The organism is Amycolatopsis sp. A1MSW2902 (genome assembly GCF_017312175.1).
GTDB classification, from domain to species: domain Bacteria; phylum Actinomycetota; class Actinomycetes; order Mycobacteriales; family Pseudonocardiaceae; genus Amycolatopsis; species Amycolatopsis nivea.
In genome coordinates this window covers 6,862,076-6,884,477 of record NZ_QJPO01000001.1, presented here as the reverse complement: position 1 = coordinate 6,884,477, position 22,402 = coordinate 6,862,076, and the positions used below count along the sequence as shown (strand labels likewise).

Sequence of the window (22,402 nt, the reverse complement as noted above, 5' to 3'; positions counted from 1 at the left end):
CGGCGTATGGCCCGTCGATTACACCACCGAGTGAAGCTTGTGTATATCCGCACGGGGAGCTGCTTGCGTCACTCGTCCGGACGATGAAGGTGGGTGCTATCGGGCGATGCGGGGCGCGCTGCGCAGTCGCGGACCCCACACGAGCAGGCCGAAGTGGGCCGCACAGGCGTGTCCGAGGACCGTCACGACGGAGGCGAGACTGGCCGGATCGTCGGTCACGTAGACGCCGATAACGAATAGCTCAAGGGCCACGATCCCGGCGATCCGAGCCCTCCCGCGCAGCAGCGCGACGAGCACGCCGGCGGTGGTGAGGAAGCCGTAGCTGACCCCGATGTCGAGCCAGCGGCCCGCGGAATGCGGCAGGACGTCGGTGTGGATCAGGGCCATGACCGGCAGTTCGGTGGCGATCGTGGCGAGCACGTGGCCGCTGAAGAAGACCAGCGCCGTCCGGAGCCCGCCGAACCGCCGTTCGAACGGGGCGACAGCGATCGCGAAGATCACCGCGTACGGCAGCCAGCCGCCGTCGGCGATCCAGAACGCGCTGGTCAGGAGCGCGGTGAGAGGGTGGCGTGCCATGTTGTGCGCGTCGGTGCTGGAGACCGCGAGGAGCTTGTCGGTGAGCTTCGAGCTGCCGAAGCGGAGGAGCAGCGAGGTGCCGAGCAGCAGGACGAGATAGCCGAACGTGAACGGCGTGGCCCGCGGGCTGGGGACGAGGCTCAGCCACGCGCGCTTCGGCCGCCAGCTCGCGGGGACGGCGGCCAGGAAGGGGAGCCTCGGCACGGGCTGGACGAGTTCGAGCGAGCTGGCGGCCGGGTCGTTCTTGGTCAGCACGGCCGTCGCCGTCGGTCGCGAGGACCCGTCGATGATCTCGACCAACTGGGTGCCGCCTGCTCTGGTGGGGGCTGCTCCCGCGGCGCTGCCCGGGGTGTCCGGTTCCGGCTTCCCGGCCATCGGGACGGAGACCGGCTGGACAGCGGGCGTCCGTCCGCGCAGCCACGTCAAGGAGCGCCACTTCCGGGGAGTACCGGTGGTGGCAGCACTGCGTGCCGGGCGGGGTGCCGGGTCCGGCTCGCGCAGCGACATGCGTCCAGAGTGGCTGGGCATGCTGGGATTTTGGCTAAGCGCAGCTGTGAATGCGCTGTGATTCACACCCGCTAGAGTGAGCACTCTGGGTAGAAGGTTTCTCTCTTTGTCACCCGTTCGGTGGCCGCATCCGGTAGGAATAGGCCACTCCTGGTGAAAGGTCTCGCTGGTGAACGACGAGGTTTCGGTCGCCGAGCTGTTGGTGCGCGAAGGACACGAACGACGGATCCCGCCGCCGTCCCGGTCCAGGTGGCGCATGGTTTCGGTGATGCTCGCGGTGATCGTCGGCTGCGGGGCCGCGGCCATGCTCGTCTCGTACGGGACCACCGCGAACGACGGGGCCGCCCGGATCACCGAAATGCGCGTGATCGAGATGCCGGACCGCACCGGCGGCGCGGGCGGCGTCGACGAGACCAACCCGCCGACGCCCACCGGCGAGGAGACCGAAGAGGGCACTGCCGGCGCGGGGGACGCGCCTTCGACCAAGGCGAACGTCAATCCGTTCGGCGAGCACAGCACTGCCGAGCACCCGGCTGATTCCGCTCCGGCGCGTCCGTCGTCGAGTGAGCGGCCGGAAACGACCGGTCCGACTGGGCCGACTCAGCCGTCGACGAGCACGTCGGCGCCGTCGAGTTCGAGCCAGCCGGCTTCGTCGAGCAGCCATGAGCCGCCTTGTGTTTTGAACATTATTTGCCTTTAGGGATCTGAGCGCGTCAGCGCGTTACGCGCGTTACGTGGTGTTGCGGAGGGTTGGGCTGGATCCGCAGGCGGGGGCCGTTGGTGTTTGTGGGGTGATTCGGCTCGTCGCCTGGCGGCGACATTGCGCCCGTTGGTTGCGTGGGGCACCCCGAAGTTTGATTGTGCTGACGGTTCGGGGGTGCTTGTCAAGGCGGGAAAGATGCCTTGACAAGCACCCCCGAACCGCAGGGGAGCTTCGTATCGGGGTGCGGGGGAGGTGTGGGTGCCTCGCTCGTTGGGTGTGTCTGCTGCGGTTTTAGGGTCGTGAGGGGGCCCTGAGGGAATCAGGGGGTGTGAGGGTGGCCCTCACTGCTCGGGCAGGGTGCGGGCTATAGCGGTTAGGCGGTTGGCCAGTAGGTCGATGTCTGCCTCGGTGGTGCGGTGGTTGGTGACGCAGGCGCGGACGCAGGCCTGCCCGTTTACCTTGGCTGGGCCCAGCATTGCGGTGCCTTCTTCGTGGAGTCTGGTGAGGAGTTCTGCGTGTGCTTCGGTGTTGCGGCCGGGCATTCGGACGCAGACTGCGGTGAGCGTGACTGGGTTCATCAACTCCAACCCGGGGGCGGCGGCGATGTGGGCGCCTAGGCGGGTGGCCAGGGTCAGGCAGCGTTCGGTGACTGTGCGGAAGGTGCCTACGCCGAAGGTGCGCAGGGCAGCCCAGACTTTCAAAGCCTTGAAACTGCGGGAAAGTTGCGGGCCGTGGTCCATGTAGTCGAGCAGGTGGGCGTCGTCGATTGCGGTGAGGTAGGACGACGACGAGGAGAAGGCGAAGGCGTTGCGCAGCTTCGCCATGTCCTTGACCAGCAGGGCTCCCGCCTCTAACGGAGCGAAGAGCAGCTTGTGCGGGTCCAGGGTGATGGAGTCTGCCCGGGACAGCGGGAGCAGTGCGTCGCGGGTTGAATCGGCTAGGACGAAAAGGGCGCCGTATGCGCCGTCTACGTGTAGCCAGAGTTTTTCTTTTTCGCAGAGGTCTGCGATGGGGCCGATGGGGTCTATCGAGCCGGTGGTGACTGTGCCTGCGGTCGCTACTGCGCAGAACGGTTCTTTTCCGGCGGCGCGGTCTTCGGCGATCGCTCGGGTTAGCAGGTCGACACGCAGTTGGAAATGGGCGTCGGTGGGGATTGTGCGGACGTTGTCCAGGCCGATTCCTAGCAGGGCGGCGGCCTTGACTACGCTGCGGTGCGCTTCGTCGGAGGTGTAAAGCACTAGCGGGGCGCGGGATTCTTGGAGACCGCGTTCGCGGAAGTCTGGTATTCGGTCGGCGATGGCGGTAGTGAGCGCGTCCATTGTGGCTCCGGAACCGCCGTTGGTGAGGATGCCTCCGGAAGCCGGGCCCAGGGCGAAGAGGCCGGCCAGCCAGTCCATGACGGAGCGTTCGATTACGTTGGCGGCTGGGGAGATCTGCCACAGATTGCAGTTCTGGTTCAGCACTGCGGCAATTGCTTCGGCGTACGCACCGATGCCGTTTGGCGGACCCTGTACGTAGGCGAGGAACCTTGGGTGCGCGATCGTGGTGGTGTAGGGCACGATGCGGTCGACGACGTCGGCGAAGAACGCTTCTGCGCCAAGGCCTTCTTCCGGGAACGGTTCCGCTAACAGTTTAGCCAGCGTTTCCCGGTCCGCGTCGGGGGCGATCGGGCGACTGGTGAGTGAATTTTCGTAGCTGTCGGTGAACCGGGCCAGAAGTTCGGCGGCTCTGGTCCGTTCGGCGGAATTGAGAATGAGGGAAGTGCCGTCCATGCGCCCTCTTCTGTCCGGAGGTCGTTTGGGGCACAAGGTGTCATGGTTGAGGTGGTGCGCGAATAGGGCGCGGGAAGAACTGCCCGAACGGTCGGAGAAATCTAGGGCGGCGGGACATGATCACGGGCTGCGGCCGAACGGCGGTACCGCGAAAGGGTTGTGGGGCAAGGGGTTCGGTCGACCCGATGTCCTGCGGGTGTTGCTGAACAGGCCGATCGAGCCGGGTATCGGAGCCAAGCTCCCGGACCGGCTGCTTACGGCAGCAGGTCTTCCTCGCGCTTCCGGCCAAGGTGGTTGAACAGCAGATTCAGCACAAAAGCCAGCACGGCGGCGACGGTGATCGGGCTGCCGCAGATTGTCCGCAGCCAGGCGGGGAAGTGCTGGAAGAACACCGAGTTGCCGAACCGGTCGAGGCCGAACGCGGGCAGCAAGCCGACGCCGAGCGCGACCGAGACCACGAAAGCGTTGTGGTTGCCGGAGAAATCGACCTTCTTGAGGGTCTGCACGCCGACCACCCCGACCATCGCGAACATCACCACCGCGACGCCGCCGACGACCGGTTCCGGGATCGCGGCGATGAACGCGCCGATCTTCGGCACCAGGCCCATCACGACGAGCATGCCGCCGGTTGTCGCGACCACCCAGCGGCTGCGGACGCCGGTCATCTGCACCAGTCCGACGTTCTGCGCGAACGCGGTGTCCGGGAAGGAGTTCATAAAACCGCCGAAGATCGCGGACAGGCCGTCGGTGGCGAGGCCGCGCGAAAGGTCGGCGGGCGTGACCGGACGGCCGGTGATCTCGCCGACCGCGATCAGGTCCGCGGTGGTCTCGGTGAACGACACCAGCATCACCACGCACATCGACACCACTGCGGCGACCGGGAACGTCGGCGCTCCGAAGTGGAACGGCGAGGCCAGCCCGAACCAGCTCGCGTCGCCGACGCCGGAGAAGTGCGTGCGGCCGAGCGGGATCGCGATCAGGACGCCGGCGATCAGCGCGACCAGCGGGCCGATCTGGCCGAGGAAGCCGCGCAGCACCCGGGTGAACAGCACCACCAGCGCGATCACGCCGAACGCCAGCCCGAGGTTCGCCGGATCGCCGTAGGACGGGTCGCCGGTGTCGTGGCCGCCGATCATCGCCGTGCCGGGGCCGAGCAGCGAGATGCCGATGACCAGCAGCAACGTCCCGGACACCAGCGGCGGGAAGAACCGGATCAGCGCGGCGAACGGCCGGGCGATCAACAGCCCGAACACGCCGGAGGCGATCATCGCGCCGTACACCGCGGTGAGGCCGTACTGCGCGGCGATCAGGATCATCGGGTTGACCACGGTGAACGTCGCGCCCGCGACCACCGGCAGCCGGACGCCGAACAGCCGACCGATGCCGACCGACTGGACCAAAGTGGCCAGTCCGGCGACGAACAGGTCGGCGTTCACCAGCAGCGCGATCGACGCGTTGTCCAGGTGCAGCGCACTGCCGATGACCAGCGGCACGGCGATGCAGCCGGTGTACATGATCGCCATGTGCTGCAGTCCGAGCAGAAGCAGCCGTCCGGCGGGGAGGCCCCGGTCGACCGGGTGCGCGGCGTTGGTCATGAGCGGCTCCTTCGGTGTGGGTCCCGCCGGATTATCGCTGCACATACCGCCGGTTTGTGTGTGACCATGCCAGACATGACTGCACGACCTCCGTTCCGTGCCGATCATGTAGGGAGCCTGCTGCGGCCGGCGGTGCTGCGCGAAGCGCGGCGCGACCACGCGGCTGGGGAGATCTCCGCCGAACAGCTGCGAGCCGTCGAGGACGACGCGATCCGCGACGTCGTCAAGATGCAGAAGGCGGCCGGGCTGGAATCGGCGACCGACGGCGAGTTCCGCCGGTCCTCCTGGCACATGGACTTCATCTACGCGCTCGGCGGCGTCTCGCGCAGCGACGAGCGGCTGCACGTGAAATTCCACAATCTGGCCGGCGACCTGGAGTTCAGCCCGCCGGGGCTGCAGGTCGACGGCAAGGTGCGGCTCGACGAGCCGATCTTCGCCGACCACTTCGAGTTCCTGAAGGCGCACACCGACCCGGGCATCACGCCGAAGCTGACCATCCCGTCGCCGAGCATGGTCTATTACCGCGGCGGCCGGGCGGCGGTGAGCGAAACCGTGTACCCGGAGTTGGACGAGTTCTTCACCGACCTCAGCGCGGCGTACGCGGAACAGTTGCGTGCGATGAGCGCGCTGGGCTGCACGTATCTGCAGCTGGACGACACCAGCCTCGCGTACCTCAACGACCCGAAGCAGCGCGAACTCGTCGCGCGCATGGGCAGCGACCCGGACACCATGCACCTGCGCAACATCTCGACGATCAACGCCGCGCTCGCCGGGAAACCGGACGACCTGACCGTGACGACGCACCTGTGCCGCGGCAATTTCCGCTCGTCGTGGGTGGCGTCCGGGAGCTACGAGTTCGTCGCCGAAGCGCTGTTCGGCGAGCTGGCGGTGGACGGCTTCTTCCTGGAGTACGACGACGAACGCTCCGGCGGTTTCGAGCCGTTGCGGTTCGTGCCGAAGGGAAAACGGGTCGTGCTCGGGCTCGTGACCAGCAAACGGCCAGAGCTGGAAGACCCGGACGCGCTGGTGCGGCGGATCGAGGAAGCGTCGCGGTATGTGGACGTGGACCAGCTGTGCCTGTCGCCGCAATGCGGGTTTTCCTCCACGGAGGAGGGAAACGACCTGACCGCCACTGAGCAGCTGCGGAAGCTGGAGCTGATCGTCTCGACGGCGGAGCGGGTCTGGGGTCGTTCGTGATCACCTGCGTTGTCGACTACGTGATCGACCCGGAGAAGATCGCGGACTTCGAACGGTTCGCCGCCGAGTGGATGCGTCTCGTGCAGCGCGAGGGCGGGGTGCACCACGGGTATTTCCTGCCCGCGGAAGGGGCGAGCGACGAGGCCAGGGCGTTGTTCAGCTTCGAAAGCCTGGCCGCGTACGAGCGGTACCGGACATTGTTCGGAGTGGACCCGGAGTTCGTGGCGGCGGACCGGATCCGCGACGAGAGCGGGTGCGTGATCCGGTACCGGCGGACGTTCATGCGGCCGTTGCTGCCGGAGTGATCAGACGAGGTAGCGCGACAGCTGGGCGGCCCCGGCCAGCATCGCGTGCGCCCGGGCGCTGAGCCGGGAACGCCAGGTACGCAGGGCTTCTTCCAACGGCGCGACCCCGCCCGCGTGCCGGACCTGCTCCAGTACCGCGGCGATCCGGGCGAGCGGGTAGCCGCCGCGGCGGAGTTGATGCGCGAGGCGGGCGTCGCGGACCGCGGCCGGTGGGTAGCGGCGGTTTCCGGCTCGGTCGCGCTCCGGTTGGAGGATCCCGGCGGCCTCCCATTTGCGCAGCGTGGCGGGGTGCACGGACAGCTGGTGCGCGAGCGAGCCGATCGACGGGACGGTTTCGCGGACGTCCGGCTTCTGGGTCAGGTTCCGCAGCGCGTGTTCGACCTCGGTGAGGGTGCCGCGGTCGCGCAGCAGTTCGGCGTGACCCTCGTCGATCAGCTGGAACGCGGTGTCTTCCGAACGCTCATTGACCGCGCGGAGGATCGCTGCCGCGCGGGCGTGGCCGAAGCCGGGACGCAGGGCGAGGAAGGTGCGCAACGCTTGCGCGTGGTGTTCGGTGTACGTCCGGTAGCCCTGCGGTCCGCGTTCGGCGGGCGGGAGGATGCCGTCCTCCTCGTAGTTGCGGACGGCCTGGGTCGACAAGCCGTGCTCGCGGGCGAGGTCCTTCGGACGCATGTCACCTCCGGTTTGAGGGTTTCCACACTAGTCAACCAGGTGATTCGCGGAAAAGTGCCAACGGAGAGTTCAACGATACGGTCAAAGCAATGAAGACCTTCGACGACTTCCTCGCCCACCGTTCGCCGACCCTGCTCGGTCTGGGCGAGCCCACGCACTGGACCGAGACGTTCCCGTTGTTCCGCAACGAAATCTTCCAGCACCTCGTCCTCGAACACGGCTACCGCTCGATCGCGCTGGAGAGCGACTGCCTGGCCGGACGCCTGGTCGACCGCTACGTGACCACCGGCGAGGGCGACCTCGACAAGGTGCTGGCCACCGGGTTCAGCCACGGTTTCGGAGCGTTCCCCTCCAACCGTGCGCTGGTCGAGTGGATGCGGGCCCACAACGCCGGGCGCGCGCCCGAAGATCAGGTGCACTTCCACGGCTTCGACGCTCCCCTGGAGATGGCCAGCGCACCCAGCCCGCGCGCGGTGCTCACCGAACTGCATGGCTTCCTGGCCGACCATCTCGACGACGTACCGCACGACGTCGCGACCATCGAGCGGCTGGCTGGCGACGACGCGGCTTGGGCGAGCGAAGCGGCGATGTGGGACGGCGCGAAGTCCAAAGGGGACAGTCCGGACGCGCGTGAGCTGCGGTTAATCGCCGACGACCTCGCGGCCCACTTCGAACGGGCTCGCCCCGCGTTGCCCGCCGGTGGCGATCTGCTCGCCCGGACCGCGGTCGGGCTCTGCCGCTGCCACTCGCTGATGGCCGACACCTCGCCGGAACGGATGGGCCGCCTCGGGGCGCAGCGCGACGCGATGATGGCGGACAACCTGCTCGCGTTGCCGGGCGCCTTCGTCTCCGCGCACAACCAGCACCTCCAACGGCGCGCGGCCTCGATGATGGGTGCGCAATGGTGGAGCGCGGGCGCGCAGGTCGCGCACCGGCTCGGTGCCCGGTATGTGTTCATTGCCACCGATTTCGGCTCGTCAGATGGAGTAGAGGACCCCGCGCCGGGGACGCTGCAGGCGTATCTCGCCGCGACGGTCCAGGACCGTGAACTGGTCGAAACCGCCGGAATCGACCCCGATCTGCCCGCGCGGACCGGCGACGGACGCGGGTATCTGCCGTTCGACGCGGTCGAGGCGGCGGACGCGATCGCGTTCCTGCACCGGGTGTGACCGCCGCTCCTCGACGATCTTGGCCGAGGTGTGCTCAGATGGAGCCCGGGATGTCGGGAGGAGCGAGATGAGCACCGAGACCGTTCTCGTCGTGGGCAGCGGGCAAAGCGGCTTCCAGGCCGCGGCGTCCTTGCGGGACAAGGGGTTCGCCGGCCGCGTGGTTCTGATCGGGGACGAGCCGGGGGTGCCGTATCAGCGGCCGCCGCTGTCGAAGGCGTACCTGGCGGGCAGCGCGGGCGTAGAGCAGCTGGTGCTGCGGCCGGAGGACTACTTCGCCGAGAAGGACATCGAGCTGGTCCGCGGCCGGGTCGCCGCGATCGACCGGGACGCGGCGAAAGTGCGGCTCGAGGACGGTACGGAGCTGGGTTACGACCATTTGGTGCTGGCCACCGGCGCGCGCAACCGTGCGCTGCCGGTGCCCGGCGCCGACCTCGACGGCGTGCTGATGCTGCGCACCCGCGAGGACGCCGACCGGCTGCGGGCTTCGCTGGACGCGGCGGGCGAGGTCGTGGTGATCGGCGGCGGGTTCATCGGGCTGGAGTTCGCCTCGCACGCCGGCCGTCCGGTCACCGTGGTGGAGGCGCAGGACCGGCTGCTGGCTCGGGTCGCGTCGCCGGAGATCTCGGAATTCTTCGCCGAACACCACCGGGCGGCTGGGCACACGCTGTTGCTGGGCGTCGGGGTCACCGCGCTGCACGGGTCCGGCCACGTGGAGTCGGTTGAGCTGTCCGACGGACGACGGCTGCCTGCGGACCTCGTGGTCGTCGCGGTCGGCGTGCTGCCGGAGACGACGTTGGCCGAGGCAGCCGGGCTCGAGGTGCGCAACGGCGTGGTCGTGGACGAGCACCTGCGCACCGAGGACCCGAAGATCTTCGCGATCGGCGACTGCGCGTGCTTCCCGTGCGTGCAGGCCGGTGCCGCGACCCGGTTGGAATCCGTGCAGAACGCCGTCGACCAGGCCCGTTCGGTGGCCGCGGCGATCGCCGGGGAACCCGCGCGCTACGACAGCCTGCCGTGGTTCTGGACCGACCAGACCGGCGCGAAACTGCAGATCGCGGGCATCCTCGACGCCGCAGACCGGACCGTGGTCACCGGTGACCGGTCGGCCGGGAAGTTCTCCGTGCTGTCCTTCCGCGACGACGTGCTGATCGCCGTCGAATCGGTCAACCGCGCGCCGGACCACATCGCCGCGCGCCGGCTTTTCGCAGCGGAACCGCATCCGGCGTACGCGGATCTGGAAGCCAGTTCGTTTGATCTGAAAGCACACCTGAAGTCGCGCACCGCGGCTTGATCGGAGGTTCCGTTGCGCACGCAGGTCGCCGTGATCGGTGCCGGCCCGGCCGGGTTGCTGCTGTCGTATTTGCTGCACCAAGCGGGTGTCGAGGCTGTCGTGCTCGAAGCCCGCGACCGCGAGTACGTGCGGCAACGCGTGCGCGCCGGAGTCTGCGAACAACCGACGGTCGACTTGCTCACCGAGATCGGCCTCGGCGGTCGATTGGCCGCGGAAGGCTTGCCACACGAGGGTTTCTCGCTTCGGTTCGACGGCACCGATCACCGCATCGCACTCACCGAGCTGACCGGCAAGGCGATCACGGTGTACGGGCAGCAGGAGATCGTGAAAGACCTCGTGGACGCGCACGAGGCCGCGGATCTGCCGCTGCACTTTGAGGTTTCGGAGGTTTCACTGTCCTCAGTGGACACTTTGCGCCCCGTTGTGCAGTACAGGGATTCCGCTGGTGCCTTGCAAACCCTGGAATGCGACGCCGTAGCAGGCTGCGACGGTTTCCGCGGCGTGTCCCGTCCGTCCATTCCGGACGGTGCGCTGACTACTTTTGAGCGGGAGTATCCCTTCGCTTGGCTGGGCGTTCTGGCACGGACACCGCCGTCGCACGAGGAGCTGATCTACACCCATCATCCGCGGGGATTTGCCTTGCACAGCATGCGTTCCCCGGACGTCACGCGGCTGTACCTGCAGGTCGATCCAGGAGAGAACCTGGCGGCCTGGTCGGATGACCGGATCTGGACGGAACTGTCGACGCGCCTGGCGGTCGATGGTGAGTTCACCCTGCAGGAGGGGCCGATCCTGGACAAGGGCATCACGCCGATGCGGAGCTTCGTGACAGAGCCCATGCGCCACGGCCGGTTGTTCCTGGCTGGCGACGCGGCGCACATCGTGCCGCCGACCGGGGCTAAGGGAATGAACCTGGCAGTCGCGGATGTGGTGGTGCTGTCGCGGGCTTTGGTGGCTTTGCTGCAGGGGGATTCGTCGCTGGCGGAGTCCTATTCGGACACTTGCCTGCGCAGGGTGTGGCGGGCGGAGCACTTCTCGTGGTTCATGACGACGATGCTGCACGTGGACCCGGGGGCGGACGCGTTTGCTCGGAAGTTGCAGCTGTCGCAGCTGCGGTATACGGCTTCGTCTAGGGCGGCGGCTACTAGTTTGGCGGAGAATTACGTGGGGTTGCCGTTCGCCTGAGCGTGTCGGCCGCCAGCATTCCGGCGGTGATGGCTGCGGAGACGACACCGAACAGCGGCGCGAGCGACAACGGCAGCACCCCTACGGCAAGCGACCCAAGACCAAACCCGCACGCCTGCACGGTGAACGACAGCGAGAACCCTGCTGACCGGCGATTCTTCGGCAGCAGTCGCTGAAGGTTGACCGAGGTCGCGGCCACCAGCGGCCCAGTGCATCCGCCGATCAGCGTCAGCGAGCCCACCAAACCGGGCCAGCCAAGGTCTGCTGCGAGCACGAGTCCGCCAGCCGCAAGGCCGGCGAGGAAGAGCCGCGGGTCGCCAGTCTTCCCTCGCCACGCGCAAAGCAAGCTGCCCGCGATGCTGGCCCCGCTGGGCACGGCGATCACCGCCGGCGCGGCCGGATCGGGCGCGCCGAGGCGATGGACCAGCGGCAACGGCGCGACCTCGATCGTGGACAGCAGCAGCCCGACGGTGAACGCACAGCACAGCCACGGCAGGCAGACGGTCAGCGGTCGCGGCGGGACATCATCGGTGACCTCGGCCCGGTGGTGCACACCCGCGCGGCGCGGGACCAGCGCCGCAGCCAGCAGGTACGCGACGGTCATGGCGGCCAACGGCGGCAGCGGTCCAGCCAGCGCGAACAGGGCAACCAACGCCGGCCCGCCGACCAGGACGCATTCGAGGACAACCGCGTCGAGCGACACGGCCCTCGGCAGTTGATCGTCGTCGACCACGTCGGCCAGCAGAGTCCGAAAGCCGCCGGACGACGCACTTGCCGCGGCACCGGGCACCACGACGAGCCCGAGGAGCACGGCATCCGGTGCATGTGCGGCCGCGGCAACCGTGAGCAGGGCAAATCCCGCTGCGGCCAGCAGCAGCAACCCGGTCAGGCCGCGGGACACGCCGACGCGGTCCAGCAACCGTGCGAGCGGCACCGCACTCGCCATTTCCGCGGCGACGTAGACCGCCATCAGAACGCCGCCGAGCCGGTACGACCCAGTGGTAGCCGTGGTCAGCAGAGTGAACGCGAGCGGTGTCATCGTCGCCGGGAGCCGGGCGCACTGGACCCCAGCCGACCAGCGCCAATACGCCCGATGAGTGAGCACTGACATGCGAATACGCTCGCTGGGCCGCGAGGCGCGGCATAGTGATTCGGGTGGAAGCGAATGTTGTGGCTCGGTCGTGATAAAGCTGGTCATGACCGCGGCGGGCAGTCAGCGCGTCCGGTTCGCGATCTCGCCGCTGGAGGAAGTGCTCGGCGCAGTGCAGACCCTGCTGGGCGTTCGCGGACATCCGGCACACCTGCCGTGGGTGTCCAGCGCACCCGCCCTGGCCGACCTCGGCATCTCCGAGTTGGCGACAGTGCTGAACGCACGGCACTACATCACGGAGTTCTTGAGCCCGCCTCCTGACGGTCCGGAAACGACCGCGGAAACACAACTGAACGCCGTTCGTGCCACCCCGCCTTCCCAGGTCGCACTGGAACTGGCGATGGTCGACGCCGACCTGAGCGCCCTGCCCGACGACCCGGCCGCCGCACGGGACCTGCTCGCCGACCAACTCGAGACCGTCTGGAACGCATTGCTCGCACCGGCCTGGCCCGCGCTGCGCGAACTGCTCGCGGCCGACATCGCGCACCGAACGCGGCTTCTCGGCGAGGGCGGGCTCACGAAGGCGTTGGCCGAACTGCATCCGGGCGTGAGGCTGGCCGGGACGTCGATCCTCGTCGACCTCCGATCCCGGGAACGCCTGGACATCGACGCGCGCGGGTTGCTGCTCATCCCGGCCGTGTTCGCGTGGCCGAATGTCGGGGTGGTGACTGTGCCGCCGTGGCAGCCAGCCCTGCTGTATCCCGCCCGCGGCGTCGCGTCGTTGTGGGCCACGCCAACGGAACCGCTGGAAGCGCTGACCAATCTCCTCGGCCGGACGCGCGCGCTCCTGCTCGCACGCTTGGACCGGCCCTCCGCGACCGTCGACCTCGCCCAGCAGTTGCGCCTCGCTCCGGCGACAGTGTCCGCGCACCTGACCACCCTGGGCGCGGCCGGACTTCTGACCAACGACCGCAGCCGGCACCGCGTGCTTTACCGCCGCACAGCCTTGGGCGACGCGTTGCTCCAAGCCAATGCCGCTCCCAAGGACACGCTGCCCACCTGGTCAACCAAAGGTTGACGCAACCCAATCGTCAACCTACAGTTGACGCCATGACCGACTCCGTGAAGCTCGACGACCTCATCAGCGCCATCAAAGCCAACAACGAAAAAGACGCCCTCGCCCAGCTCACCGACGCCGTCTACGTCGGCCAGCATCTCGGCGACGTCGCTGACCACCTCATCGGCCACTTCGTCGACCAGGCTCGCCGCAGCGGGGCGTCCTGGACCGACATCGGGGCCAGTATGGGCGTGACCAAACAAGCCGCCCAGAAGAGATTCGTTCCGAAGAGCGACGATTCATCCGGTGGAATACAACGCATGTTCGGCCGCTACACCGACCGCGCGCGGCACGTGGTCGTCGCGGCTCAGCAGGCGGCTATCGACAACAAGAGCCCCGAGATCGACACCGTGCACCTGCTGCTTGGCCTGCTTTCCGAACCCGACGCGCTGGCGGCGGGAGCGATTGTCGCGCAGGGGATAACCCTCGATGCGGTCAGGGAAGCCGCCGAGGCGAGGCTGCCGGAGCCGGTCGACGGGGCTCCCGAGAAGGTGCCGTTCGCGGCTGCGGGCAAGAAAACTCTCGAACTCACTCTGCGCGAGGGGCTGCGGCTCGGGCACAACTACATCGGCACCGAGCACATTCTCCTTGCCTTGCTGGAACAGGGCGAGGGCGCGGGTTACGAAGTCCTTGCCGCACTGGGGGTCGACAAGGAAAAGGCCGAAACGAAGATCAAGGAATTCCTCGCGGAAATTCTCAGCACCATGCAGAAATGACAAAAGAAGGGCTCTCCCCGAATACCGGGGAGAGCCCTTCCACAGCACCAAAAAATCAGGCTTCGACCTCAGACTGGTCCCCGGCCCACAGCGTGTGGAACGAACCGGGACGGTCCACCCGCCGATAGGTGTGCGCGCCGAAGAAGTCGCGCTGCCCCTGCACCAGCGCGGCCGGCAGCCGGTCCGCGCGGAGGCCGTCGTAGTACGCCAGTGCGGTCGAGAAGCCGGGCGTCGGGATGCCCAGGCGGACCGCCGTCGAGATGACCGAGCGCCACGAGTCCTGCGCGTTTTCGACCGCGGCACGGAAACCGCCGGACGTGAGCAGCGTCGGGAGGCCCGGCTCCGCGGCGTAGGCGGACGTGATGTCGTTCAGGAACTTCGCCCGGATGATGCAGCCGCCGCGCCAGATCGACGCGACGCGGCCCAGGTCGATGTCCCAGCTGTACTCCGCGGCGCCTGCCTGGATCTGGTTGAAGCCCTGCGCGTACGCGACCACCTTCGACGCGTACAGCGCCTGCTCGACGTCGTCCGCGAAGGTCTCCAGGGCGGACCCGGTGAGCGGCGTGCGCTTCGGGCCGCCCAGGCCGCGTGCGGCCGAGCGCAATCCCGTCGACCCGGACAGCGACCGTGCGAACACGGCTTCCGCGATGCCGCTGATCGGCACGCCGAGGTCGAGCCCGATCTGCACGGTCCAGCGGCCGGTGCCCTTCTGCTCCGCCGCGTCCTCGACCACGTCGACGAACGGCTTGCCGGACGCGCCGTCGACGTGCTTGAGCACCTGGGCGGTGATCTCGATCAAGTACGAGTCGAGCCGCCCGGTGTTCCAGGTGCCGAACACGTCGGCGATCTCCGCCGGGGAGTAGCCCGCCGCGCCGCGCAGCAGGTCGAACGACTCCGCGATCAGCTGCATGTCGGCGTACTCGATGCCGTTGTGCACCATTTTGACGAAGTGCCCGGCCCCGTCCGCGCCGACGTGCGTGCAGCACGGTTCGCCGTCGACCTTCGCCGAGATGTCCTCGAACAGCGGTCCGAGCGACTCGTAGGACTCCTTCGACCCGCCGGGCATGATGCTCGGCCCGTGCAGCGCGCCTTCCTCGCCGCCGGACACGCCGGTGCCGACGAAGTGCAGGCCGCGTTCGCGCAGCGCCTGCTCGCGGCGGCGGGTGTCCGCGAAGTGCGCGTTGCCCGCGTCCACGATCACGTCGCCCGGCTCCAGCAGCGGCGCGAACTCCTCGATGACGGCGTCGGTCGGGCCGCCCGCCTTCACCATGATCACGATCTGCCGCGGCCGCTCCAGCGCGTCGACGAACTCCTGCGCGGAGTACGCCGGGATGAAGTCGCCTTCGTCGCCGAACTGCTCGACGAGCGAGCGGGTGCGCTCCTCGGAGCGGTTGTGCAGGGCGACCGTGTGCCCGTGCCGGGCCAGGTTCCGCGCCAGGTTGCGGCCCATGACCGCGAGGCCGGTGACCCCGATGCTCGCCTTCTTGCTCATCCGAAACCTTTCCGAAAACCTCTGCCGGATTCCGAGCCTAGCCACAAAACCGGTGCTCACGAGAAGCAGCGGATCGGGCCCCCGTTCCAGGCCAGCATGTCCTTCAGCGGAGCCACCAGATCGAGTGGCGCACCCCACCCTTCGCCGTCGAGTTCGGCGTACGCCCGGTGCAGGTTCCCGGCGAGCCGCTCCTGCTCGGTCAGCTCGGCGAACCGGCCGAGGTCGGTCGCCTTCGCCTGTTCCAGCGGCGAGCGCCCGGCCGCCTTGCCGGTTTCCGCCGCGCGCTGGACGAACTCCAGGTAGTCGTCGACCGCGTCCACCGTTTCGAGCCCGCACACCGGGCCGTGACCGGGCAGGATGAGCGTCGGGTCGAGTTCGCGGATCACGTTCAGTGCGGCCCGCCAGCCCGCCACCGAGCCCATCAGCGCGAACGGGCTGCCGCCGTTGAACACCAGGTCGCCCGCGTACAGCAGCCGCTGCTCGGGCAGCCAGACCAGGACGTCGTTGGTGGTGTGCGCGGCGTGTCCGGGGTGGATGAGGTCGATCCGGGTCTGCCCGGCGTAGAGCGTGACGGTGTCGTCGAAGACCAGGTCGGGCACGCGCAGTTCGAGCTTGCCCCAGTCGCTGTCGGTGAAGACGCCCTCGTACCGCTGGATCCCGTCGGCCAGCAGCGTCTCGCGGGTCTTGCGGTGGCCGACGACGGTGGCGCCGCCGACCAGATAGTTGCCGTTGGTGTGGTCGCCGTGGTGATGGGTGTTGACGAGCGTCGTGACCGGGCCGACGGTGTCGCCGACGGCTGAGAGCAGGGCCCGCGTACGTCGTTCGGTCGCGCATGTGTCGATAAGCACAGCGTGCCCGTCGGCATCGACGAAGCCGCAATTGTTGATGAACCAGGAACCGTCGGGCTGGACGTAGCCGAACGCGCCGTCTGCCAGCTGTTTGACGCTCGCCGCGCCGGGGGATCGATCGATCACGCCGACACTATGCCGTCCCGGCAGCTGGCGCGGGGAGTCCGCGGCGCAGCTGTGCCCGGAAGTCTCCTCTTAGTCCGAATGGAGTAGCCGGGATGTCCGGGGCGCCGGGAATCCACTGCTCCGGCAGGGTGACATGCCGGGTGACTGGCGTTCTCGCGCATTTCCTGAAACGCTGCCGGGTGTCATCATCGAACTCCGTTGGGTCGCAGTGGCCTGGGTGGTTCGTAGTTCGCGGTCCGGCGGAGAGCCCGTCGGCAGTAGTGGTTCAGGAGAGCAAGGGGAGATGGCGAGCACCGTCACCTCGCGCCGCAAGCAGCTCGGCAATGAGCTCAGGCATGCTCGAAACGCCGCGAAGATGACGCAGCAGCAAGTCGCCGAGGTACTCGGCTGCACCCAGGGCAAGGTCAACAAGATCGAGTCCGGTGCGGTGGGGGTCAAGCTCGGAGATGTGCGGACCATGCTGAACGCGTTCGGGATCAACGGCGAAGAGGCCGACACTCTGATGAACCTGGCCAGGGCCGCGGCCGGGCAGCGCGGCCATTGGTCGGGCTACCGGTCGGTGGTGCCGCACTGGTTCCGCACCTTCACCGACCTCGAGCCGGCCGCCGCGGAGATCCTTACCTGGCACGGCGAGCGCGTGCCGGGGCCGCTGCAGTCCGAGCACTACATGCTCAAGCAGTTCACCGAGGCGGGAGCCACCGACGTCACGTCGCTGGTGCGCAACCGGCTGGACCGCAAGGCGGTGTTCGACCAGCAGCAGCCGCCGTACTACCGGTTCATCATCAGCGAAGGCGCGCTGCGCCGCGCTCCCGGCGGGTTCGCGCCCGCGGTGATGCTGGACCAGGTCGAGCACCTGCTCGCGCTCGACCGGCACCCGCGCGTCTACGTGCACGTGCTGCCCTTCAGCGCGAAGCTCGCCGCGGTGCCCAACGACTTCACGATCATGCGGTTCCCGGACCGCACCCGCGACTTCGTCTACATCGAACACTCCGCGGGCGGCCTGTACCTCGACGACGTGAAGGACTTCAACATCTTCGTGGACTCGTGGGACCGCCTGCGCGGCGCGGCCCTGGAGCGGGGCGAGACGCGGCAGTTCCTCAAGGAGCTGGCGGAAAGCTACCGTTCGCAGATGATGTGACCAGTGCTTCGAGCACGGGCACGGTGGCTTCGGCGGCGGGCAGGGCGTTGATCTCCGCCTGTACGCGGCGCGCGGCCTCGCGGTAGCTGGAGTCGGCCAGCAACTCCGCGGCGGCTTGGCGGATTTCGTCCGGAGTGGACGTTTCCGGGTCGAGCACGCGCCCGACGTGCAGCGCGGCGCAGCGCCGGGCGTTGCCGGGCTGGTCGGCGCCCATCGGGAAGAGCAGCGACGGCAGACCGTGCGAGAGCGCGCCGATCACGCTGCCGGACCCGGCGTGCGAGATCATCAAATCGAGGCGCGGCAACAGTTCGGCCTGCGGGACGAACCGTTCCACGCGGACGTGCGCCGGATGCGGTCCGAACTCGGCGGGGTCGATCTGGGTGCCGACGGTGGCGGTCACCTCGGCGTCCAACTGGCCCAGACCGGCGAGGGTGCGCTCGATGAGGTCGCCGGACTCGAGGTTGAAGTTGGTGCCGAGCGTGAAGTACACGTGCGGCTTCCCGGCGGGTTGCCGCGGCGTGACCGGATCTCCTTGGCGGAACGAGAAAGTACCGGGCGGCAGCGGCGAGCTGGGGTCGCGAAAGGACGGCGGGAGCGGCGAAAGCACCTGGCCGCGGGTCAGCATTTCGAGCTCCGGGTCGTCCGGCAGACCGTGCGCCGCGCGAGCTTCCGCGAGCGGTTCGGCGAGGAGTTCCTTGCGCAGCAACGTTCCCGCGGCGAGCACCAGGACAGTGGCGCACGGCAGGCCCAGCACCTCGGCGGCGATCGCGGCGGAGAAGTCCACTTCGTCCCGGACGATCAGGTCCGGTCGCCATTCCCGGGCCAGCTCCAGCAGCACCGGCACGTGGTCGCGGGTCGCGCGGCGGGCGAACAGTTCCCGGATTTCCCAGTCGTCGCGCGCCGGATCGACCGGCGGCATCGGCTGCCGCGTCGCCTCGGCTTCGCGTGGCTCGTTGACCGCGAAGGTCGTGAACCCGGCTTTGGCGAGCGCGGGCACGTGCGAACCGCCGCCCGCGACGGCTACGGTATGGCCGCGTGCGGCAAGCGCTCGCGCGACCGGCGCCATCGGATCGAAGTGGCCGCGACCGCCGACGAACGAGAAAAGAATGCGCATCCATCCCAACCTAGTGGCCCGGATGTACCGGAGTCGTGGCATTTTCGGGCGGTTGCCGGGGGCGGCGGCGCGCGACCGCGGCGAGTGGGCACACTGGTACCCGCACGGAAGGGGAAGCTGATGACTCAGGCACCGGATCCGGAAGCCCCGGAGGGCGTCGACCTCGATCGGCCGAACGCGGCGCGGATTTACGACTGGTTCCTCGGCGGCACCGCGAACTGGGCGATCGACCGCGAGTTCGGCGAACGGGCGGTCCAGACCTTTCCGATGATCAAGACCATCGCCAGGGCCGGCCGCGAGTTCCTCGGCCGCGGCGTGCGGTACATGGCCGAACAGGGCATCGACCAGTTCCTCGACATCGGCTCCGGCGTGCCCACGGTCGGCAACGTGCACGAGATCGCCACCTCGGTGAACCCGAACGCGCGCTGTGTCTATGTCGACAACGAACCGGTGGCCGTCGCGCATTCGCAGATCCTGCTGGAACGCGACGGAGTCGCCGACCGGCACGCGGTGCTGCACGGCGACCTGCGCAACCCGGCCGACGTCTGGCCGCGCGCGCTCGACACCGGCGTACTCGACCCGAAGCGCCCGATCGGCCTGATCATGGTCGGAGTGCTGTACTTCATCGGCCGCGACGAGCCCGCGCTGGAGATCGTGCAGAAGTATTTGTCGCTGCTGCCGTCCGGCTCGTACTTCCTGTCCTCGCACCTGACCGACGACGGCGTCCCGACGAACGACGGCGAACGCCGCGACGCGATCCACAAGCAGTACCAGCAGTCGAGCACCCCGTTCCACTACCGCTCGCGCGCGGAGTTCGGGGAGTTCTTCTCCGGGCTGGAACTGGTGGAGCCGGGCATCTCGTGGGTGTCGGCCTGGCACCCGGAAGCGGGCGATTCGAGCGCGGGCGACCGGATGTCGGACGACCCCTCGTTCAGCGGCGGGATTTGCGCGCTGGGCCGTAAGCCCTGACGCTGCCGTTCCGGCTCGCTGTGCTCGTCCGGTGCTGACGACCCGTGGGGGTTTTCTCAGTAGCGCGGTGTGCGCCAGCTCCGTCTCTCGCGTTAGGTCCGTGAAGGGCTCCTTGAGGGAATCAGATTCCCTCAAGGAGCCCTTCACGGACCCTTGCCGCCGGGTGCCCGCCCGCTGCGGGAGGGGCGGGAACCTCCGCGAGCGCGGCGGGTGAAGCCGTCCCTCGTCGATGTGCGCGATCCGGCCAGTGCGGATGTCGTTCCCCTCACAGACGTCGGCGGGATTGGGGAAGTCGCGCGGCCCGCTTGATGCTGCGTATCGCCGCAATGCAGCCGCACGCGACGACCGCCGAGAAAACCCCAATGGGGATTTTTCATCTTGTTGGTGCTGGTTAGGTGGGGTTGACGGGGCTGGTTGTGGTTGTGCTGTAACGGAGTTGCGGGGCGGGCGTGGGCCGGGCGGGAACGCGGCGGAGCCCCCGGATGTTGATCAAGTCGTGACTCAAGAAAAAACGTCCGGGGGCTCCGCTCTCACTGTCTCACAGCAGGTTCTGGCCTCGTATCGCAGCGTGTTGCCGGTGTCGCCGCCCACGATCGCGATGCTGGCCGGGTTGATCGGCCGCCGCCGCCGGGCGATCGGGTCGCGGTGGCGCAAGGCGTCCCCGGCCGAGCAGGCGGTGCTGGTGCTGGCGATGCTGCGCCACGACCAGCGCCTGCTGGACCTGTCCCGCGCCAACGCGGTGTCGGCCGCCACGCTGCGCCGCTGGCTGCTGGAGGCCATCGACCTGCTCGCGGCCCGGGCGCCGCGGCTGGGGCGGGTGCTGCGGCGGCTGGCCGCCCGCGGCGCGGCGGTGGTGCTGGCCGACGGGACCCTGATCCGCACCCGCCGCCGCACCGGCACAGACAATCGCCGCAACTACAGCGGCAAGCACAAACACCACGGCCTCAACGTCCAAGGCCTCACCGACGAACACGGACGGCTGCTGTGGGTCTCGGCCGTGCTGCCGGGCAGGACCGCCGACATCACCGCCGCCCGCCGCCACCGGCTGCGCGACCGCCTCCACGCCCACGGCCTGACCCCCGCCGCGGACAAGGGCTACCAGGGCTGGCACAAAGACGTCCGCGACACCCGCCACTGCCCGGACTGCGGCGGCCCCTGCGCGCAGATCGTGCTCACCCCGTTCAAAGCCGAAACCAACCGGCCGCTCACCGAGCCGCAGAAACAGGCCAACAGCGTGTTCAACGCGATGCGCTGCGCGGTCGAGGGCGGCTTCGCCGCCCTCAAAACCTGGCGCGTCCTCGACAAACTCCGCATCGCACCACGCCACGCCACCACCCTCGTCCGCGCCCTGCTCGTCCTCACCCAGCACGAACAAGCCGTCCGCGACACCGCCCAGCCCACCCCGGCCTGACAACTACCACACCCCGTCAACCCGCCATGAACAGCACAAACCAGGATGAAAAATCCCCAATGTGGCATTGGGTGCATGCGACGCACCCAATGTGGCGTTCGGTGCGCTAATCAAGCACCGCAGCGCTTCCATCGATGGCGGCGAGCGGCATGAACGAAGCACCCGATGTGGTGCCGGTTGCCAGCCCGGCGCACATGGTCTAGACCGCTAATGGTCTGGACCTCCCAGCAACCCCGACCCCGGACACGAAAACGCTCCCCGGGCAACGAATTCCGGGGAGCGTGGACGATGCGGGATTCGGCTCAGCCGAGCCCGTGGAGAATCGGTACTCGTGTCTCGCGACAGTGGCGGGTGGAGTGGACGGTGTCCGCTTGGCGCGGAGCCGGTACTTCGATCTCGGTGTCCACAACCATCGGGCTGCGCAGCGGGGCCTGGATCAGGCTGAACCCGAACCGGTTGCGCAATTCGTGATTGATCCCACGCCGGCCGCGAGTGTGTTCGTCCTCACGGCGGAAAAGCGTGGTGAGCCGTACGGCCATGGGATCACACCCCCAGTTCGGATAACGGGAACCGGCGCGGGTCGGCACCGGTTGGATCGGGGTGGTTCGCGCTCGACGGGTCAACGCCGGGCACCAGGGAAACCGCTCCGTTGCGGTGTCTCCGCAGGGTCGTCGCAGCACCTGGACCAGCGCCGATTCCGGCGAGGCTGGCGGATCGGCTCACCGGTTCGCACAGGTCGGCTCGCATCCGCACTCCTCCCGATATCTCGCGGCTGTTCCGCCGCCCGGGCCGGGTGCCCGGGCCGGTGCTGCCGGTGTTGGGCTGAATGTCGCAAGCCATTCACCCACCACTGACGCCCCGATCGCTGCGATTAATCCTACTCCTGGAATAATCTTCATGTCGAGATCGGGTCGAGTTGATCACCCGCTTGGCCCTGCGGTTTGCTCCGTAGTGACGCAAAGAAGCCGGGGACGTGCATTAGAGCGCACGCCCTGCACAAGGCTCGGAGGTGGACGACCCATGGCGGATTATCCGTCGCCCCAGGATTACGACCCGGACACGGCAGAGTCGCTGTTCGCGGCCGCGGCCTGGGCGAAGTCGTTCGCGAGCGAGCCCAACGGCGGAAACTGTGTCGAGGTCAACCTCTCCCGTCCCGGCCTGATCGGCGTGCGCGACACGAAGCTCGCCGCGAGCCCGGTGCTGGTGTTCGACCGTGGCGAGTGGGACGCCTTCCTCGTCGCGGTCAAGGCTGGTCAGTTCGACCTGCCGCCGAGTGAGTAGTCCACCACGACGAGGTCTCGACTGAGAGCGATTCGCAAACAGTCACTCGATCGGGTGGAGTGTGGCGGCGCTCCGGTCACCGTGGGCGCCGGGCGGTGTGGGTTCAATGTCGGCTTGGCGAGGGTCGC

Annotated in this window: 21 protein-coding genes; 12 read left to right on the top strand and 9 right to left on the bottom strand. The window is 68.3% G+C overall.

Annotated elements, in window-relative coordinates:
• Nucleotides 1-96: 96 nt before the first annotated feature.
• Nucleotides 97-1,104, bottom strand: a complete 1,008-nt coding sequence (locus DMP23_RS31920; protein WP_337823330.1) for a rhomboid-like protein — start codon at nucleotides 1,102-1,104, stop codon at nucleotides 97-99.
• Nucleotides 1,105-1,252: 148 nt separating this feature from the next.
• Between DMP23_RS31920 and DMP23_RS31915 the strand changes: the two genes are divergently transcribed.
• Nucleotides 1,253-1,783, top strand: coding sequence for a hypothetical protein (locus DMP23_RS31915; protein ID WP_134663766.1), 531 nt, complete (start codon nucleotides 1,253-1,255; stop codon nucleotides 1,781-1,783).
• 344 nt (nucleotides 1,784-2,127) lie between these two features.
• On the opposite strand, the gene DMP23_RS31910 is transcribed toward DMP23_RS31915, so the two are convergent.
• On the bottom strand, nucleotides 2,128-3,558 hold the full coding sequence (locus tag DMP23_RS31910; RefSeq protein ID WP_337823329.1) for a pyridoxal phosphate-dependent decarboxylase family protein: 1,431 nt from the start codon (nucleotides 3,556-3,558) through the stop codon (nucleotides 2,128-2,130).
• Between the two features lie 254 nt (nucleotides 3,559-3,812).
• Complete coding sequence (locus DMP23_RS31905; protein ID WP_037807478.1) at nucleotides 3,813-5,153, bottom strand: nucleobase:cation symporter-2 family protein; 1,341 nt, start codon at nucleotides 5,151-5,153, stop codon at nucleotides 3,813-3,815.
• A 75-nt stretch (nucleotides 5,154-5,228) separates the two neighbouring features.
• On the opposite strand from DMP23_RS31905, the gene DMP23_RS31900 reads away from it, so the two are divergent.
• Nucleotides 5,229-6,350: a 5-methyltetrahydropteroyltriglutamate--homocysteine S-methyltransferase gene (locus DMP23_RS31900; RefSeq protein WP_134663627.1), complete on the top strand. Its 1,122-nt coding sequence runs from the start codon at nucleotides 5,229-5,231 to the stop codon at nucleotides 6,348-6,350.
• Complete coding sequence (locus tag DMP23_RS31895; protein WP_037807481.1) at nucleotides 6,347-6,655, top strand: NIPSNAP family protein; 309 nt, start codon at nucleotides 6,347-6,349, stop codon at nucleotides 6,653-6,655. Before DMP23_RS31900 ends, DMP23_RS31895 begins: the two co-directional genes overlap by 4 nt.
• On the opposite strand, the gene DMP23_RS31890 is transcribed toward DMP23_RS31895, so the two are convergent.
• Nucleotides 6,656-7,327 (bottom strand): MerR family transcriptional regulator, encoded by a 672-nt coding sequence (locus DMP23_RS31890; RefSeq protein WP_337823328.1) that lies wholly within the window; start codon nucleotides 7,325-7,327, stop codon nucleotides 6,656-6,658.
• A gap of 89 nt (nucleotides 7,328-7,416) precedes the next feature.
• Here DMP23_RS31890 and DMP23_RS31885 point away from each other — a divergent pair, with 89 nt between their 5' ends.
• From DMP23_RS31885 to DMP23_RS31875, 3 genes are all read left to right on the top strand, one after another.
• Entirely contained in the window at nucleotides 7,417-8,496 is a 1,080-nt protein-coding gene (locus DMP23_RS31885; RefSeq protein WP_337823327.1) for an erythromycin esterase family protein, read from the top strand.
• Between the two features lie 67 nt (nucleotides 8,497-8,563).
• On the top strand, nucleotides 8,564-9,787 hold the full coding sequence (locus DMP23_RS31880; protein ID WP_037807487.1) for an NAD(P)/FAD-dependent oxidoreductase: 1,224 nt from the start codon (nucleotides 8,564-8,566) through the stop codon (nucleotides 9,785-9,787).
• Nucleotides 9,788-9,799: 12 nt separating this feature from the next.
• A complete protein-coding gene (locus tag DMP23_RS31875) occupies nucleotides 9,800-10,972 on the top strand; it encodes a 4-hydroxybenzoate 3-monooxygenase (protein ID WP_337823326.1) in 1,173 nt (390 codons plus the stop codon).
• On the opposite strand, the gene DMP23_RS31870 is transcribed toward DMP23_RS31875, so the two are convergent.
• Nucleotides 10,932-12,083: an MFS transporter gene (locus DMP23_RS31870; protein WP_134663631.1), complete on the bottom strand. Its 1,152-nt coding sequence runs from the start codon at nucleotides 12,081-12,083 to the stop codon at nucleotides 10,932-10,934. The genes DMP23_RS31875 and DMP23_RS31870 overlap by 41 nt on opposite strands.
• A gap of 70 nt (nucleotides 12,084-12,153) precedes the next feature.
• Here DMP23_RS31870 and DMP23_RS31865 point away from each other — a divergent pair, with 70 nt between their 5' ends.
• Nucleotides 12,154-13,140 carry a DUF5937 family protein gene (locus DMP23_RS31865; protein WP_167756478.1) on the top strand — a complete coding sequence of 329 codons (987 nt, stop codon included), beginning with the start codon at nucleotides 12,154-12,156 and terminating at the stop codon, nucleotides 13,138-13,140.
• Nucleotides 13,141-13,172: 32 nt separating this feature from the next.
• Nucleotides 13,173-13,895, top strand: a complete 723-nt coding sequence (locus DMP23_RS31860; RefSeq protein ID WP_037807731.1) for a Clp protease N-terminal domain-containing protein — start codon at nucleotides 13,173-13,175, stop codon at nucleotides 13,893-13,895.
• A 55-nt stretch (nucleotides 13,896-13,950) separates the two neighbouring features.
• Here the strand turns inward: DMP23_RS31860 and gndA are convergent, their stop codons facing one another.
• On the bottom strand, nucleotides 13,951-15,387 hold the full coding sequence (gene gndA / locus DMP23_RS31855) for an NADP-dependent phosphogluconate dehydrogenase (protein WP_037807493.1): 1,437 nt from the start codon (nucleotides 15,385-15,387) through the stop codon (nucleotides 13,951-13,953).
• A gap of 56 nt (nucleotides 15,388-15,443) precedes the next feature.
• Complete coding sequence (locus DMP23_RS31850; protein ID WP_337823325.1) at nucleotides 15,444-16,361, bottom strand: MBL fold metallo-hydrolase; 918 nt, start codon at nucleotides 16,359-16,361, stop codon at nucleotides 15,444-15,446.
• Between the two features lie 283 nt (nucleotides 16,362-16,644).
• On the opposite strand from DMP23_RS31850, the gene DMP23_RS31845 reads away from it, so the two are divergent.
• Nucleotides 16,645-17,499 carry a helix-turn-helix domain-containing protein gene (locus DMP23_RS31845; RefSeq protein ID WP_037712135.1) on the top strand — a complete coding sequence of 285 codons (855 nt, stop codon included), beginning with the start codon at nucleotides 16,645-16,647 and terminating at the stop codon, nucleotides 17,497-17,499.
• On the opposite strand, the gene DMP23_RS31840 is transcribed toward DMP23_RS31845, so the two are convergent.
• Entirely contained in the window at nucleotides 17,459-18,613 is a 1,155-nt protein-coding gene (locus tag DMP23_RS31840; protein WP_337823324.1) for a glycosyltransferase, read from the bottom strand. The two genes, DMP23_RS31845 and DMP23_RS31840, sit on opposite strands and share 41 nt — an antisense overlap.
• 120 nt (nucleotides 18,614-18,733) lie before the next feature.
• Between DMP23_RS31840 and DMP23_RS31835 the strand changes: the two genes are divergently transcribed.
• Both DMP23_RS31835 and DMP23_RS31830 read left to right on the top strand, forming a co-directional pair.
• Nucleotides 18,734-19,582, top strand: a complete 849-nt coding sequence (locus DMP23_RS31835) for an SAM-dependent methyltransferase (protein ID WP_037807500.1) — start codon at nucleotides 18,734-18,736, stop codon at nucleotides 19,580-19,582.
• A gap of 577 nt (nucleotides 19,583-20,159) precedes the next feature.
• The gene (locus DMP23_RS31830; RefSeq protein ID WP_337820148.1) at nucleotides 20,160-20,993 is read left to right on the top strand and encodes a transposase family protein; all 834 of its coding nucleotides are present in this window, start codon (nucleotides 20,160-20,162) and stop codon (nucleotides 20,991-20,993) included.
• A 302-nt stretch (nucleotides 20,994-21,295) separates the two neighbouring features.
• Here DMP23_RS31830 and DMP23_RS31825 read toward each other — a convergent pair whose 3' ends face one another.
• Nucleotides 21,296-21,532 carry a hypothetical protein gene (locus DMP23_RS31825; protein ID WP_037807502.1) on the bottom strand — a complete coding sequence of 79 codons (237 nt, stop codon included), beginning with the start codon at nucleotides 21,530-21,532 and terminating at the stop codon, nucleotides 21,296-21,298.
• Nucleotides 21,533-22,013: 481 nt separating this feature from the next.
• Between DMP23_RS31825 and DMP23_RS31820 the strand changes: the two genes are divergently transcribed.
• A complete protein-coding gene (locus DMP23_RS31820) occupies nucleotides 22,014-22,274 on the top strand; it encodes a DUF397 domain-containing protein (protein ID WP_037712143.1) in 261 nt (86 codons plus the stop codon).
• Nucleotides 22,275-22,402: the final 128 nt, after the last annotated feature.